13 protein-coding genes and 1 tRNA gene are annotated in these 14,862 nt (G+C 43.9%); 10 read left to right on the top strand and 4 right to left on the bottom strand.

Annotated elements, in window-relative coordinates:
• Positions 1-366: 366 nt before the first annotated feature.
• Positions 367-861 carry a hypothetical protein gene (locus tag ACFPIB_RS06590; protein WP_378016639.1) on the top strand — a complete coding sequence of 165 codons (495 nt, stop codon included), beginning with the start codon at positions 367-369 and terminating at the stop codon, positions 859-861.
• Positions 862-867: 6 nt separating this feature from the next.
• Positions 868-1,155: a hypothetical protein gene (locus ACFPIB_RS06585; RefSeq protein WP_378016638.1), complete on the top strand. Its 288-nt coding sequence runs from the start codon at positions 868-870 to the stop codon at positions 1,153-1,155.
• A 122-nt stretch (positions 1,156-1,277) separates the two neighbouring features.
• On the opposite strand, the gene ACFPIB_RS06580 is transcribed toward ACFPIB_RS06585, so the two are convergent.
• Positions 1,278-2,246 (bottom strand): tryptophan 2,3-dioxygenase family protein, encoded by a 969-nt coding sequence (locus ACFPIB_RS06580; RefSeq protein ID WP_378016637.1) that lies wholly within the window; start codon positions 2,244-2,246, stop codon positions 1,278-1,280.
• A 353-nt stretch (positions 2,247-2,599) separates the two neighbouring features.
• Here ACFPIB_RS06580 and sdaAB point away from each other — a divergent pair, with 353 nt between their 5' ends.
• The 4 genes from sdaAB (at position 2,600) to ACFPIB_RS06560 (ending at position 7,199) form a co-directional block, all read left to right on the top strand.
• Positions 2,600-3,274 (top strand): L-serine ammonia-lyase, iron-sulfur-dependent subunit beta, encoded by a 675-nt coding sequence (gene sdaAB / locus ACFPIB_RS06575; protein ID WP_378016636.1) that lies wholly within the window; start codon positions 2,600-2,602, stop codon positions 3,272-3,274.
• A 34-nt stretch (positions 3,275-3,308) separates the two neighbouring features.
• Positions 3,309-4,727, top strand: coding sequence for a TolC family protein (locus tag ACFPIB_RS06570; RefSeq protein WP_378016635.1), 1,419 nt, complete (start codon positions 3,309-3,311; stop codon positions 4,725-4,727).
• 8 nt (positions 4,728-4,735) lie between these two features.
• A complete protein-coding gene (locus ACFPIB_RS06565) occupies positions 4,736-6,124 on the top strand; it encodes an efflux RND transporter periplasmic adaptor subunit (protein ID WP_378016634.1) in 1,389 nt (462 codons plus the stop codon).
• Between the two features lie 85 nt (positions 6,125-6,209).
• On the top strand, positions 6,210-7,199 hold the full coding sequence (locus tag ACFPIB_RS06560) for an NAD(P)H-dependent glycerol-3-phosphate dehydrogenase (protein ID WP_378016633.1): 990 nt from the start codon (positions 6,210-6,212) through the stop codon (positions 7,197-7,199).
• A gap of 86 nt (positions 7,200-7,285) precedes the next feature.
• On the opposite strand, the gene ACFPIB_RS06555 is transcribed toward ACFPIB_RS06560, so the two are convergent.
• The 3 genes from ACFPIB_RS06555 to pdxH form a co-directional block, all read right to left on the bottom strand.
• Entirely contained in the window at positions 7,286-7,870 is a 585-nt protein-coding gene (locus ACFPIB_RS06555; protein ID WP_378016632.1) for a Maf-like protein, read from the bottom strand.
• A complete protein-coding gene (locus tag ACFPIB_RS06550) occupies positions 7,836-9,134 on the bottom strand; it encodes a DUF1015 domain-containing protein (RefSeq protein ID WP_378016631.1) in 1,299 nt (432 codons plus the stop codon). Before ACFPIB_RS06550 ends, ACFPIB_RS06555 begins: the two co-directional genes overlap by 35 nt.
• Before the next feature lie 136 nt (positions 9,135-9,270).
• Positions 9,271-9,924 (bottom strand): pyridoxamine 5'-phosphate oxidase, encoded by a 654-nt coding sequence (gene pdxH, locus ACFPIB_RS06545; RefSeq protein ID WP_378016630.1) that lies wholly within the window; start codon positions 9,922-9,924, stop codon positions 9,271-9,273.
• Positions 9,925-10,177: 253 nt separating this feature from the next.
• Here pdxH and ACFPIB_RS06540 point away from each other — a divergent pair, with 253 nt between their 5' ends.
• From ACFPIB_RS06540 to ACFPIB_RS06525, 4 genes are all read left to right on the top strand, one after another.
• Positions 10,178-10,729 (top strand): YqgE/AlgH family protein, encoded by a 552-nt coding sequence (locus tag ACFPIB_RS06540; RefSeq protein WP_378016629.1) that lies wholly within the window; start codon positions 10,178-10,180, stop codon positions 10,727-10,729.
• Positions 10,730-10,783: 54 nt separating this feature from the next.
• Positions 10,784-13,300, top strand: coding sequence for a DUF349 domain-containing protein (locus tag ACFPIB_RS06535; RefSeq protein ID WP_378016628.1), 2,517 nt, complete (start codon positions 10,784-10,786; stop codon positions 13,298-13,300).
• Between the two features lie 126 nt (positions 13,301-13,426).
• Positions 13,427-13,499: transfer RNA gene (locus ACFPIB_RS06530), tRNA-Thr, on the top strand.
• 580 nt (positions 13,500-14,079) lie between these two features.
• The gene (locus ACFPIB_RS06525; protein WP_378016627.1) at positions 14,080-14,802 is read left to right on the top strand and encodes a ferredoxin--NADP reductase; all 723 of its coding nucleotides are present in this window, start codon (positions 14,080-14,082) and stop codon (positions 14,800-14,802) included.
• Positions 14,803-14,862 lie beyond the last annotated feature (60 nt).

The following is a 14,862-nucleotide window of genomic DNA, read 5'->3' as shown; positions in this document are numbered from 1 at the left end:
CCTAAAAACAAGGGAGGACTTGAAGTTAGTTGCTTTTGCTGAAGCACTTTTTGGCGGCTTTTGCCTAGCGTTTTTTTCTAATTCCACTCTTCCTGGTCATCTCGACGCAGGAGAGATCCCATCGGGTTTGTGCTACCTTTTATTCTGGCTTTTTTACCAACCTGATGAGATCTCTTCTGCGTCGACATAACGCAATAAAGTGATCTGGTCAAATATTGAAAACCCTATTTTATTATGCCTTCAGCAAAACACATTAACTAACAAATTTAAGGCTTTTTCGGGAGAAATAATTCAGAAAATGCTTTGTTTCGGATAGTTTTGCCGTAAAAAACGGTATCTTTTGGCAGCAAAAAACTCTGGCCTATTATGGAAGGAATTAAAATTGTAATATTCATATTAGTAGCGGTTATCTGGTTAGGAATCTGGATCGTGAAGATGTTCCGGAATGCCTTTAACCAGCCTGCGGCTACCAATAAAAAACCTTTTGTACCCAAACCCCAAACTTCAGTAGATGAAATGATCCGTCAGCACCGGCCAAAAACCGAAGCAGAAATACTGGAACGTTTGGGACCCAGAACTGCTCGTACTTTGGAAGTACCAGAAGGAAGCAAAAAGTCGCTGGAAGTGAAAGAAGGTAGCCATAGAACGCTGGAAACGTTGAAACCAATGGGCCGTTCGCAGGAAACGATTTTGGGTGAATTTGTAGCGCAGCGGGAAGATATTATCCGGCAACGACGCGAAAAAATTATTTACCAGGCCAGCGATAAAAAACCGGTTTCGGTTTACGCGAAAATGCTGCAGAATCCGCAAACGGCAAGAGAAGCAATTGTTTTAGCAGAGATTTTGAAGCCGAAGTTTTAAAATCTCATGAAAAAGATAATTCGAATTGTATTACAGCCTTTGCTTATTTTATTCTTCCTTTATTCGGCAATGCAGGTTTTCAATATCGCATCGCTTTATAAAGATCAAATTGATATTGCCGGTTCTTACCCTGAAGGCTATACGTTGGAAAGTTATGCTTCAGAGTTAAAGTTTTGGTTCTATTTCTATATTTGTTCCTCTTTCTTAATCCCAATTATTATTTGCCTTATGATTTATAAAAGGCTTAATTTAAGAGAGTATAAAAATATAAGTATTTGGTCTTCAGAAAAATAATGTAATTCTTTCTGATATTTTTTTTTGCCTATTAAACAAAAATCCTCACCAGTTTTCACTAGTGAGGATTTTATATGAAATACTAACGCAACATTTGAATGACGCATTAGCAAATTAAGAAATTACTTTGCTTCGCTCAACACGCTTTCAACCCAGCCCATGCCCCAGTTTTCAATTTCTTCTTCGGTCCAGATCTCCGGGTAGAAAATGCGTTTCTGGAAACGTGGAGGCAAGTATTTTTGCCAGTTCGTTCCGCCGGTAGCAGCAATTACGTTGCTTGGGTCGGTTTTTAAATAACGCACAGCAGACTTATAATGCATCAGTGGCCAGTTCACGTTTACGTTGCTGTCCAGCGCTTTTAACTGCTTGATCAGTTTCGGGTTCTTTTGGTCTTCTTCCGGTAAACGTTTATATACGGCCCACACATTCTTGTCTTTATACTCGTGCGAGAATTTAATCAGGAAATCGGTATATTTTTCTTCGAACTGCAGCAGCGTTAAAGTTTTTACACCCGTTTCGGCCATGGTTGCACCGGCTTTCCAGTAAATGCAACCCATCATTTCGTCGTGAGTTGAGTTCAGGCCTAATGCAGCACGTTTTGCTTTGTCGCTGAGATTGTATAAGCTTGTTGAAGCCAGCTCAATCATACGATACTGAACACTCTGGAAACCCGAAGCTGGCATCAGCGCCATCCGGAAAGTCAGGAATTGCTCGCGGGACATGCCTTCTACCATTACATCGAAAGAGCTGGTAAGCGCATCGAAATAACGGTTTACGCGGTTCACGCGCATTATCAGTTCATCTACCGTAATATTCTGATTATTACCGATCTGCTCATATTCGTTCAGGCAAAGCTTGAAGTAAAGCTCCGTGATCTGATGATACATGATAAAGATCTTCTCATCCGGAATGTCCGACTTCGGATTCTGCAGGCTTAAAAGCGTGTCGAGGTGAATGTAATCCCAATAGTTCAGGTATTGGGTATGATACAAACCTTCCAGATAACCAGCCAGGTCTTGCCCGTCGGCGGTATATTTTTCTTGCAGGCGCTTTAATTGTTTCAGCACCTCAGGGCTAAATTCTTGGTTCATTTTGGCACTATAATCGTGAATGCTAACGCAGTGCAAATAAACTAAAAAGTATTGGTAAGCAGAATATTCCTACCAAAGAAACTATGCTTTTCGCTTAAAAAACCTTGATTTTCAATTTTTTATTCTCTCCTGAATTACTTTTTAACCCGAAAAGCATACCGTTTTTGCGGCCCTATCGGAAAATTGAAGGAGCAAGAAGTGTCCGGTTTTGAGACAGAAAACTGTACCGTTTCAGAACAGCAAAGCCTTCCTGACCGGGAAGAAGGAGCAGAAATTTCAGACAAAAAAGAACAAACTACGGCTTAATTGCTAAATTTGGTTTTTGGAATATAATTCTTACCTATTTACCTGTTATGGCTGAAAAAAGCAGCATCTTCGACATGATCGGCCCGGTTATGATTGGACCTTCCAGTTCCCATACGGCTGGCGTAGTGCGCATTGCGCGCGCGGCAAATCGTATTCTTGGCAGTCTTCCGGAAGAAGCGATCATTACGTTCTACAATTCGTTTGCGCGCACGTATGAAGGCCACGGTTCCGATAAAGCGATACTTGCAGGGCTGCTCGACTTTAAAACCGATGACAAACGGATAAAAGATGCTTTTGAACTTGCCGAAAAAAGGGGGTTGAAATACACGTTCCGCTCCATTGGCAATGCTTCTACCATGCACCCGAACACCATTAAACTGAACCTGAAAGGTGGCGGGCGCGAAGTGGAAGTTATTGGTCAGAGCCGCGGCGGCGGCGTGATCCGGATCGTGGAAGTAGATGGTTTTTCAGCCGATTTCTCAGCCAGTTTGCACACTTTAATTATTGATGCCGATGATGTGAAAGGCAGCATCGCGTTTATTGCCGACGTAATTGCCCACGACGATTGCAACATTGCCACCATGAACGTTTCCCGCAAAGGGAAAAATGAAATGGCCCGACAATTCATCGAAATGGACAGCAGCATAAGTTCGGTTGCGCTGGAATATCTGCGGCATCTGAAGTGGGTAAAAAATGTAACCTATATTCCAAATATTGACTGATATGTTTCGGATACCGAAGAAAAGTATTTTAATAATGGCTTTGGCTGTTGCGGGTTATTTACCGGCAAACGCCCAAAGCGAAACGGGTACGCGCTGGAGTCTGCAACGAGCCGTAGACCATGCCTTGCAGCACAATCTTCAGGTTAAACTCAGCGCCTTAAATACCGAAGTAAGCAGAATTAACCTGCGCGAAAACCGTGCGGCGCAACTCCCGGGCCTTTCAGGCAATGTAAACGAAAACTACAATGCCGGTCGTTCTATTGACCCGTTCACCAATAATTTCGTGAACCAGAGTATCTGGTCTACGGGTTTGAGTCTGAACAGCAACGTTACGTTATTTGCAGGTATGCAGCTGAAGAACAATGTGCAGCAATCGCGCATTAATCTGCAGGCAAGTGAAGCCGACCTGGCCAAAGCAAAGAACGATATGATCCTGAACATCGTGACGGCTTATATGCAGGTGCTTTTCAACGATGAATTACTGACCACGGCCAAACTGAATTTAAGCACGTCGCAATCGCAGGCTGTTCGCACGGAAAAGCTCTATAAAGCTGGTAGTGTGGCCGAAACCAATCTGCTGGAAATAAATGCGCAGGTGGCCGCCGATGAACTGAACGTAATTAACGCGCAGAATAACAAAGACATTGCGGAACTGAACCTCATGCAATTACTCGATCTGCAGGATAAATCTAATTTCGAAGTTGAAAAACCCGTAATTCCGGAGCCAGACCAATCGGTAATTGGTTTTAATGCGGAACAGGTTTTTGAAACGGCCCAGCAAACCCAGCCGGAAATCAATGCGGCAACGTTGCGGGTTCGCAGCGCAATGAAAGGCGTAGATGTTGCGCGCGGAAATTATTATCCAAGATTAACGTTTTCGGGTTCTATTTCTACCGGTTATTCCAGCGCGCGGCAAGCTACCACCGTAGATGGCATTATCTTTACGCCTTCTACTTTTTACACGGATCCAAACGGCGGTTCGCCAACTACTATTTATACTCCGGCGCCAAATTTTGTTGTAAGCAAATATGCTTTCGGCGATCAATTTAACGATAACATCAGCAAGGCTTTAAGCCTAAACCTCAGTATTCCAATTTTCAACCGCTTTCAGGCCCGTTACAGCGTGCAACGTTCGCAGGTAAATGTGCAGAATGCGGAACTGAATCTGCAGCTCGAGAAAAACACGCTCCGCCAGAAAGTAGAACAGGCTTATGCCGATGCTACGGCTTCGCAGAAAAAATATATAGCTGCTAAAAAACAATTGGAGTCTTTCGAAAAAGCTTATAAAAACGCCGAAATTCGTTTTAATAACGGTATTCTGAACAGTACCGATTTTAATGTTTCGAAAAATAATTATATTAAAGCCCAGTCAGATATTATTCAGGCGAAATACGATTATACATTTAAGCTGAAAATTCTCGACTTTTACCAGGGAAAACCGATCACGTTCTAAAGAAAACTATGGCTGCAAAAAGCTCCAACCGCCTGATATACATTTTAGGTGCGATTGTTTTAGTATTATTGATTATTGGCCTGGTGGCTAAGAAAAAAGGCTGGGTTGGTAAACCGGTCGGTACGGGTATAACCGTAGACAAAGTAAAGCGCGCTGATATTACGGAACGCGTAAGCGCCTCGGGCAAAGTGCAGCCGGAGGTGGAAGTAAAGATCAGCCCCGACGTTTCCGGTGAAATTACGGAGCTATATATTGCTGAAGGCGATTCAGTTAAAAAAGGCCAGTTGCTGCTTAAAATAAAGCCAGATAATTACCAGAGCATGGTAGATATGCGCATTGCAGCCGTAAACCAGGCGAAAGCAAACCTGGCGCAGGCCAGAGCGCGACTTTCACAGAATATTGCCAATAATGTGCAGATCAAGCAAACGCACCAGCGCAATACTTCGCTTTACAAAGAGAAAGTAATTTCGCAGGCCGAATTCGAAACCAGTAAAGCTAATTTCGATGTAAGCCAGCAGGAAATTGAATCTGGAAAGGAAAGCGTAAAAGCGGCTGAATACGGCGTTCAAAGTGCCATTGCTTCTTTAAAAGAAGCCCGCGAAAACCTGAATAAAACTACGATCTATGCGCCGGTAAGCGGCACCATTTCTAAGCTAAGCGTGGAGCGCGGCGAGCGGGTAGTGGGTACTTCGCAAATGGCTGGTACAGAATTGCTGCGCATTGCCAACCTGAACACCATGGAAGTGCGGGTAAACGTGAATGAGAACGATATTGTACGCGTAAAACTCGGCGACTCGGTAATTGTAGACGTAGATTCTTATTCCAACCAGGATCATAAATTTAAAGGCGTAGTAACCCAGATCGCGAACACTGCAAAAGATGCATTGACGCTGGAAGCAGTAACGGAATTTGAAGTACGCATCCGGTTACTGAATGAGTCTTATAAAGAACTGGCGCGGAAGAAAAAACGTAATCCATTCCGGCCGGGCATGACTGCTTCTGTAGATATTATTACGGATCAGAAACGGAATATTTTAACCGTTCCGCTGGCTGCTGTAACTACCAGAACGGCCGATTTCCTGACAGGTAAAGAAAAAAAAGAAGAACGCCGGAAAGATAAGAACGAAGCTGACGACGAAAAGAAACCAAAAGAAGAATTGCTGGAGATCGTATTTCTGCATGAAAACGGAAAGGCTGTAGCTAAAAAAGTAAAGACCGGTATTTCTGACTTCGATAACATTGAAATTCTTGAAGGCCTGAAAGAAGGGCAGGAGGTAATTTCCGGACCATTCCGGGCAGTTTCCAAAACTCTGAAAAACAATGATAACGTAGTGGTTAAAGATGCAGAAACCATTGCAAAAGAAGCCAGCGATACCAAAGGCGACGACAAAGAATAGACCGGAAAACGGTAGGTAAAACAGACAAAAAACCGGTTCCGAAGCAATTCGGGACCGGAATTTTATTTTTAAAGCAACACTGAAATTGGAAAAAATAGCGGTTATTGGCGGCGGCAGTTGGGCCACTGCACTCGTAAAAATTCTTTCGGAAAACAGATCGGAAATACACTGGTGGATGCGCCAGCAAGACGACATAAAACACTTGCTGCAATACCATCATAACCCGCGTTATTTGAGTGGCGTAAGTTTCGATCTTGACTACGTAAAACCATCTGTCGATCTTGAAGCAGTTGTGAAAGCAGCAGACTGGGTTATTCTGGCGGTGCCGGGCGCTTTCGTGCAAAACGCAATTGCTTCGCTGCCAAAAACTGCTTTCGAAGGCAAAGTTATGGTTTCGGCTATTAAAGGCATGATCCCGAATGAAAACTGCCTGATAACCGATTACCTCGAAAAACATTACAACGTACCGGCTTCACACCAATGCGTAATTGCCGGCCCGTGTCATGCGGAAGAAGTGGCGCTGGAGAAGCAATCTTATCTTACCATCGGTTCTCATGATCTGGACAATGCCAACCGCTTCTGCGAATTACTCCGCAACCGTTATGTAAAAGCCAATCCGCTCGGCGATATTGACGGCATTGAATATTGTGCTGTTATGAAAAACATAATTGCCCTGGCTTGCGGCATTGCCCACGGTTTAGGTTTCGGCGATAATTTCCAGGCGGTTATGGTTTCGAATGCCATGGATGAAATTGACCGTTTCCTGAATGCCGTAATGCCGCAGCACCGCAGCCTGGTTGGTTCCGCTTATTTAGGCGATCTGCTGGTTACCGCATATTCGCAGTTCAGTCGTAATCGTACTTTTGGGAATATGATAGGAAGAGGCTACAGCGTAAAATCTGCGCAATTTGAAATGAACATGATTGCCGAAGGTTACTACGCAGTACAAAGCATTTACGAATTGAATAAGAAATACAAAGTAGATATGCCTATTACCACGGCCGTTTACAACATTCTTTACGAACGCATTTCACCAACCGTAGAAATGGAAATTCTGAAAGAGAAATTCAAGTAAAAAGTGCTAGGGTTTCAGGCAAAAAAAGTCAAGGCCGGATAAATAATTATCCGGCCTTGACTTTTTACATGCAAAACGATACCGTTTTATAAAGGTAATATGCCAAAATACTTCAGTTTTTCATAAACCAAATGCACCGGCAAGCCCATCACATTGAAATAAGAACCTTCAATGCGCTCGATCCCGATCATGCCAATGAATTCCTGCACCCCGTAAGCTCCGGCTTTATCCAGTGGTTTAAAATGCTCCAGGTAAAAATCGATCTCGGTTTCGCTTAAATCCCGAAAATAAACTTTTGATACATCGTGAAAAACCTCGTGTTTCTCGTGCGATTGCAGACAAACGCCGGTAATTACTTCATGCACATTGCCCGATAAACGTTGCAACATTTGCTTTGCTTCGGCCAGATCTTTGGGTTTATTCAACACGCTGTCTTGCAGCCACACAATGGTATCGGCCGTAAGCACAACTTCATCCGCTTTTAAGTCATTTTTGTAGGCAGAGGCTTTGTGTTCGGCTAAGTGTTCGGCAATTTGCTCGCGTTGCAGGTGCGGTTCAAAATCTTCAGCTACGTCTTTTACCTGGATGCTGAACGGAATGCGCAAACCGCTTAATATTTCTTTGCGGCGCGGCGAATTAGAAGCAAGGATCAGTTTCACGGGTAAATTCATCTTCTTTTATAGAACTAAAAACAAAACCGCAGATCACCTTCGGGTAAAAGAAAGTAGATTTTTGTGGCATAATAGCGCCGCTAAAGCAAACGTTTTTCACCTGCTCCATCGATACTTCGTTGGTGATAAAAGCGGCTTCTGCGGCGTGCGTATCTACTTTGGATATGCATTCGGTGAAATTACGCACGTAGCTAAGCCCCGGGTAATTACGCTGCGCTTCCGAAGCAATGCCAAGCACTTTTTCGAAAACGAAGAAATGCAACACCGTTAAGTCAAGTTGCTTTACTTCCGGAGTAGTTTCCCAATTTATCATGCCATGCACTTCCGGTTTCAGGCGCAGTTTATAAGCCAGACCATCTAAATACAAACCAAAAGCCCAGGGTTTACCGGCAATTACTTCGTTCAGTTCAAACGGATCTTCTTTGGGCGTAACTACAAAATATGGCTCTAGCTTTTGTAGAAATTCCTCTTTCGGAATAGGCAGTTTTTCCAGTAAACGGTGCGTAGGCAAAATGCGCAAATCATCCGATTCGGAATTGGTGAGGTACATTAAATGATAATTATAAGCCTCGTTTCCAGTGTGTTTCGGGTTGGCCGCCATCATCTTTTTGCGGTATTCCAGCGAACCTTCGTAGCGGTGATGCCCATCGGCAAGCAATACTTGTTTGTCTTTTAAAACGTTGATAAACTGTTCAATAACCTTGGCGTCCTGAATAATTGCCAGAACATCGCGGGCGCCCTGGTAATCTTCCGTTTCGTAAACCGGATCCAGCATGGCTTCATCCATTAATTGCTCTAAACGGAAATCGGGATCGGCGTAAAGACCGTGCGTGGCGCTGCTGTTCAGCAGAGTTTTTTCCAGCAATTCTATCCGGTCGTTTACCGCATCCGGAATGGTGTTTTCGTGACGCAGTAAAACTTTTTCGTTCCAGTCGTAGGCTTTAATGTGGCATAAAAATCCTTTGCGCACATAGCTCTTATTCGAACCGGCCAATTGAAAATGCTGGTAATAAACGTAAATAGCCGGCAGTTCATCCTGATGAAGTACATTATCGCGCTTCCAGTCATCCAGCAAAGCGGCAGCGTTTTCGGCCGGATTTTCGCCACGCGGAACGGATAGATGGATGCTGTTTAATGGATTCTGGTATAATGCTTCGCGCTGTTTTTTAGAAACTACGTCGAATAACGGCGACGTAAGCGAATCGATCTGTGGAGTAAACTTATTGTGGTAGCGCCAGGCGCGGAGTGGCTTTATTTCGGCCATAAGTGCAATTTATCGATTATGAGGTTTCTGTTTTTCTTTCTTTAGCAAGGGAAAAACGCTATCCTTTTTCAGGTAAAAACCCGAAGCAATGCAATTGAATTTCTGCCGGGTTAAAATTTAAAATACATAATAAAAATCAGGGTGCAATGCGGTTTATATGCCAGCCACCATGATTATGCTTTTCGTAAACAATGCGGTCGTGCAGGCGGTTTGGGCGGCCTTGCCAGAACTCCAGGTAATCGGGCACTAGCTGGTAACCGCCCCAATGTTTCGGACGCGGAATTTCTACTGTAGAACTGAATTTTTCGGCAAAGCTGTGTTCGGCTTGTTCCAGTTCAGAGCGGCTTTCTACCACCTGGCTTTGCGGCGAGGCCCAAGCACCGATCTGGCTTCCTTTCGGCCGCGAATGGAAATAAATATCGGAAGCCGTTTCGGAAATTTTCTCTATCTTTCCCTCAATGCGTACCTGGCGTTCCAGCGCGGGCCAGAAAAAAGTAATGGCTGCAAAAGGATTACTACCGAGTTGCTGGCCTTTGCGGCTCATGTAATTCGTAAAAAAAATTAAGCTGCCGTTTTCTATTCCTTTCAGAAGCACCACCCGCGACGACGGACGGCCATCCGGCGTAGCAGTAGAAAGTACCATCGCAGTAGCTTCCTCTACCTGGGCATTTAACGCTTCATTCAGCCAGAATTCAAATTGCTGGATCGGGTCTGGCAATACGCTTTGCTCGGTCAGTTCTTCGCGGGAATAATTCTTCCGGATATCGGCTAGGGAAAGTGGTTGGTTCATAGTTTTTGGGGCAATGCTGTTCAAAATTAAAAAAAAAGCCGGTAAGCTTTCATTTTATTGCCGAAAACCTATTGTTTACTAAATGGTTTTTATAGTAAGCAAGCCAAAATGCATAATCAGGCAATATTTTTAACATTTATTGGTTATTTAATTAACATTTTTGCCACTTAAGGAGTATGTTGTGCGTATTGTGAGGTGGCATAACCGTAAACGGTAGTGTTTTAGGCTTGAAAAGTATAACGATAATATGCAAATGACAGATATTAAAGCCGGCAGCATTCTGATCTCCGAACCCTACCTGGGCGACCCGAACTTTGAAAGGACCGTGGTGCTCGTATGCCGGCACGACGAAGAAGGAAGTTTCGGGCTTGTATTGAACCGCCGTTCTAATTTGAAACTGGCCGACGTGCTTGACTACTTCGATAAAGGTTTGGAAATGGAACTCGGCATTGGCGGCCCTCTGCAGCATAATACGTTACATTATATTCATAACCGCACCGATTTTCCGGATGCCATAAAACTGAGCGATACCTTATATTGGGGTGGAAATTACGATTATGTAAAAAACAAACTCGAAAACGGAGAAATAAATCCGGAAGAGATACGCTTCTTTTTAGGCTATTCTGGCTGGACGCCCGGGCAACTGGAAGAAGAGATCGAGAAAAATGTTTGGATCGTGAACAACAATGCCTCGAAAAAATTATTTACTTTGAATGCTGATACGCTCTGGCGCCAGATATTAAAAGAAATGGGCGGAAAGTATAAGATACTGTCAAACTACCCTGTAGACCCGAGCTTAAACTAACATCCGAATTAAAAGAAGATACCATACTGTAAACCAACGCTAACCCCTGAGCTAATGACCTTAGAGAACGAAAACCCGACGAACGAGAATAACGCTAACCCAAATAACCCCAATAATACCCCACCACCCGCGCCTAAAGAAGACGCAATGAGTATTCTGGAGAAACGCCTGGCCGAAATAAACGCCCGGAAGAGCGGAGCGACTCCTGGTAGTAATGAGCCTGCTGCTCCGGTTTCACCAACGGCATTTGCCGAAAGTATGCCTGCTGAACCAATAGCCCCTGCAGCTGCCCCGGCCACCAATTCCATTCCAATTCCGGAAACAAAAACTGAGCAACCTGCACCGGAAACAAATATCGAAAATATTGAAGCAGGGTCGATTTCACTGCCTGAAAATATGCCGCGCACCGAAACTCCGGCCAGCACTGAGACGCCGGTTTCAGCACCAGATGCTTCTACAGTTGCCGGTGGAGCAGTTGCTACGCACGAAGTAATTCCTCCTGCAGAAAACCCGATCTCACAAGTAAGCGAACCAGTGGTGGAAACCAACGTCTCAGAAACTGAAGAATCAACAGCAACTATTACAAATGAACCAGCTATCGGCACTTTTTCAGGTCAAAGTAATACCGTTTCTGGTGGTACAACTGAAGCCGAACGTGATGCTGCTTTAGGCGACGAAAATACTGTTGGCAATGTAATTTCTGGTGCTATTGCAGCGCATGAGATCATTCCGGAAGTTATGCCTGCCCAGCGTAAAGCGGAAGAAATTGAAAATACCGGTACTGGTGTAGCGCATATTTCAGCCGAAAAAACGGAAGAAACTTACGAATTAAGTACTGAAGACGAGCAGTTTACCGACACCGATTATGCGGCCATGCCGGCAGCTGAACTCGAGCGGCAGTTAATGGCAATTCTGAAAACCGATAGCCGTAAAAACTTCCGCCAGGTAAACGATATGTACCGCGAATATGAACTGAAACTGGCTGCTGAAAAAAATGAAGCGCAGGAAAGATTCATTGCCGAAGGCGGTACTGCCGATGATTTTGAATACCGTTTATCGCCGGAACGCCAGCAGCTTGAAAAGGCTATACAACAGTTCCGCGAAAACCGTTACCGCGATCAGCGCAGTGAAGAAGAACAGAAGCAGAAAAACCTGCAGCGCAAACAGGAGCTTATTGCCCAGCTTCGCGAAGTGGTAGAAGCTGCCGAAACCAAAAGCAGTGCCGATAAAATGAAAGCGATCCAAGAAGAATGGAAAGCAATTGGACCAGTGCCGCAAAACGAATCGCAGCAGCTCTGGAATTCTTACCATGCGCTGCTTGATATTTTCTACAACAACCGTAGCATTTATTTTGAGCTGAAAGAGCTGGACCGCAAACGTAACCTAGATGCCAAATTACAACTGGTAGCCCGCGCCGAAGCGCTGGAGCAGAATCCATCGATCAATGCGAGCTTGCAGGAACTGCGCCATTTACACGAAGAATGGAAAAACATTGGCCCGGTTCCGAACGACCAGCGCGATGCTATCTGGGAACGCTTTATCCAGGCTTCGGAAAAAGTGCATGAGCGCAAAAAAGAATTCATGGCTGGCCGCCGCGAGGTAGAAACAGCTAACCTTTCTAAGAAAACGGAAGTATTGAACCGCCTGGAAGTTTTCCAGAATTACAATACCGACCGCATTAACGACTGGCGCGATAAAACCGACGAGATTCAGAAAATTAAGGAAGAATGGGATGCCATTGGTTTAGTACCAAAGGAAAATGCCGACGTAATCAACAAAAAGTTCTGGGGAATTTATAAAGCATTCTTCCATAACAAAAACCAGTTCTTCAAAGCTTTGGATGAGCAGAAAATGCAGAACCTGAAGCTGAAGACGGAACTTTGCGAACAGGCCGAAGCTGTAAAAGATAGTACCGATTGGGATGCGACCAAAGAACAGCTGATCCAGCTGCAGAAAAAATGGAAAACCATTGGCCGTGTTCCGGATAAATATTCCGATAAGATCTGGGAACGCTTCCGCGCCGCATGCAACGAATTTTTCGATCGCCGGCAGGCAGATGCGCAGCACAAAGAAGCTGAACTGGATAAACTTTCGGAAGAAAAAACCGCTTATCTGGATGAACTTACGGAACGCATTTCGCAGCATCAGCATCCGCAGGCTGGAAATCTGGAACACCTGAAAGAAATGGTTACCAAATGGCAGAGTTTTGATTCCGGTTCTGGTCGCAGCAATGCCCAGGCAGAAGAAAAATTCTTTGCCTTGATGGAAAAATACCTTGATACTGTTCCGGAGCTGTCCAACGAACAAAAAACCGATGTGCTCTTCAAACTTCAGATGAATAAACTGAAAGGCGGTCCGGATGCATCGAATAAATTGTATCAGAAGGAGCAGAGCATTCGCAAAGAAATCAGTCAGCTTGAAAACGACATTCGTACGCTTAAGACGAACATCGAGTTTTTTGCTCGCTCCAAGAATGCTGAAAAGCTACGAGAAGAGTACGATGACCGTATTTTACAGGCCAACAGCCGGATAGAGCTTCTGCAGAAACAACTGAAAGAGATCCGTAGCTAATTTTTTCAGTTTGATTTTCAAAACGTTATTAAAAAGTTAAAAAAAAGTAGCGGCAAAAACTTGTAAAATAAGTTTAAGCCGCTACTTTTGCATCATCAATCGGGCAATTAAGCCTGAAAGAAAGAAGCCTCCATAGCTCAGCTGGTAGAGCAACTGACTTGTAATCAGTAGGTCGTTGGTTCGATTCCGACTGGGGGCTCAAAAAGTAAAAAGCACTTACGAGATAAAACTTGTAAGTGCTTTTTTGTTTATATCGCTTTTAAAACGACATGTTATTTTTATTGTTTTTTCTTTGTTTCTGTACCAGTCATTAACTTATTATTTTAGACTGATTCATTAAAGCTTCCCTTCGTTATCTTTTTTCTTCCCCAGAGTTTTTCAGGCTCAATAAAAAGTGAAAAGCGCTTGTAGCAACAATAGTTTTTCCATCTAAAACCATAGCGTTTTTAACTTCTATTCAGTTGTTGCTGCTGGTGCCGGTTTCAGTTTGTAGTATAAAATTCTCTTTATAGACATCTTCCCGAATTGAAAAATAATGTCAAAAGGATGTAACGTAATTCCTTGTGGAGGCTCTAATCGTTATAGAATAATATAGTTGCGATTAGGATTGAAGGTTAGGAATGGTGTCTCGTCCGGTAAGTATAAACAATTACTTGTCGGGGTGGTTGCCATTGTAAAGCAATGTCACGGAATTTGCTGGAATACTGCTTTAAGTTTAAAGTGAGGTACCTCTCTTTTAAAGGTCGTAATTTTGTTTGTTTAACCATAAATGAAAATATATGGCAACATATCAGATCAGGCTCAAAAGCAAAAAAGAAATAGCTGATGGCACCATGGCTTTTTATTTCGAAAAACCGGCCGGATTCACTTATAAAGCCGGGCAGTATGCAGAATTCAAGCTTATTGATCCGAAAGAAACCGATGAAGAAGGAAATGGCCGGGCGTTTTCGCTGGCCAATGCGCCATACCAGGAAGATATCATGTTTGCTACCCGCATGCGCGATACTGCTTTTAAGCGGAACCTGAAAAATATGGAAACGGGGGCGGAATTAACCATGGAAGGACCTTCAGGCTCTTTTACCTTGCCGAACAATACAAAATCACCGGTGGTTTTTCTTTCCGGCGGCATTGGCATTACACCTATGCACAGTATGTTGCTGCAAGCTGCTCACGATAAAACCGAGCATAAACTCTTTCTTTTTTACGCCAACAATTCGCCAAAAACTACGGCTTTTCTCGATGATCTGCTGACTGCCCGGAAAGAAAATCCCAACTTTACGTTTGTGCCTTCCATGACCAAATTAGAAGGAACCGGCGAAAAATGGGAGGGAGAAACAGGTTTCTTCAGGGAGGAATTACTAAAAAAATATCTTCCCGATCTTTCCGCGCCTATTTACTTTATTTCAGGCCCGGCCAGTATGGTTTCGTCCATCCGGAAAACGCTTACCGATGCCGGCATAGACGACGATAACATCCGCACCGAAGAATTTGCCGGTTATTGAATAAACTTTCAAAAGCAGAATTCGGAATATATGAACGCGAGCCTTTAAAAGAAAAGAAAA

This window comes from Adhaeribacter terreus, from assembly GCF_042657365.1.
GTDB classification, from domain to species: domain Bacteria; phylum Bacteroidota; class Bacteroidia; order Cytophagales; family Hymenobacteraceae; genus Adhaeribacter_A; species Adhaeribacter_A terreus.
The sequence above is the reverse complement of the archived record's forward strand: the minus strand, read 5'-3'. Positions and strand labels throughout refer to the sequence as shown.

Excerpts from the sequence above, each read along its gene's own strand:
- ACFPIB_RS06550 (WP_378016631.1), bottom strand. The coding sequence starts at position 9,134 with ATGGCCGAAATAAAGCCACTCCGCGCCTGGCGCTACCACAATAAGTTT.
- ACFPIB_RS06525 (WP_378016627.1), top strand. The coding sequence starts at position 14,080 with ATGGCAACATATCAGATCAGGCTCAAAAGCAAAAAAGAAATAGCTGAT.
- ACFPIB_RS06590 (WP_378016639.1), top strand. The coding sequence starts at position 367 with ATGGAAGGAATTAAAATTGTAATATTCATATTAGTAGCGGTTATCTGG.
- sdaAB (WP_378016636.1), top strand. The coding sequence starts at position 2,600 with ATGGCTGAAAAAAGCAGCATCTTCGACATGATCGGCCCGGTTATGATT.
- ACFPIB_RS06535 (WP_378016628.1), top strand. The coding sequence starts at position 10,784 with ATGACCTTAGAGAACGAAAACCCGACGAACGAGAATAACGCTAACCCA.
- ACFPIB_RS06585 (WP_378016638.1), top strand. The coding sequence starts at position 868 with ATGAAAAAGATAATTCGAATTGTATTACAGCCTTTGCTTATTTTATTC.
- ACFPIB_RS06555 (WP_378016632.1), bottom strand. The coding sequence starts at position 7,870 with ATGAATTTACCCGTGAAACTGATCCTTGCTTCTAATTCGCCGCGCCGC.
- ACFPIB_RS06565 (WP_378016634.1), top strand. The coding sequence starts at position 4,736 with ATGGCTGCAAAAAGCTCCAACCGCCTGATATACATTTTAGGTGCGATT.
- pdxH (WP_378016630.1), bottom strand. The coding sequence starts at position 9,924 with ATGAACCAACCACTTTCCCTAGCCGATATCCGGAAGAATTATTCCCGC.
- ACFPIB_RS06580 (WP_378016637.1), bottom strand. The coding sequence starts at position 2,246 with ATGAACCAAGAATTTAGCCCTGAGGTGCTGAAACAATTAAAGCGCCTG.
- ACFPIB_RS06570 (WP_378016635.1), top strand. The coding sequence starts at position 3,309 with ATGGCTTTGGCTGTTGCGGGTTATTTACCGGCAAACGCCCAAAGCGAA.
- ACFPIB_RS06540 (WP_378016629.1), top strand. The coding sequence starts at position 10,178 with ATGACAGATATTAAAGCCGGCAGCATTCTGATCTCCGAACCCTACCTG.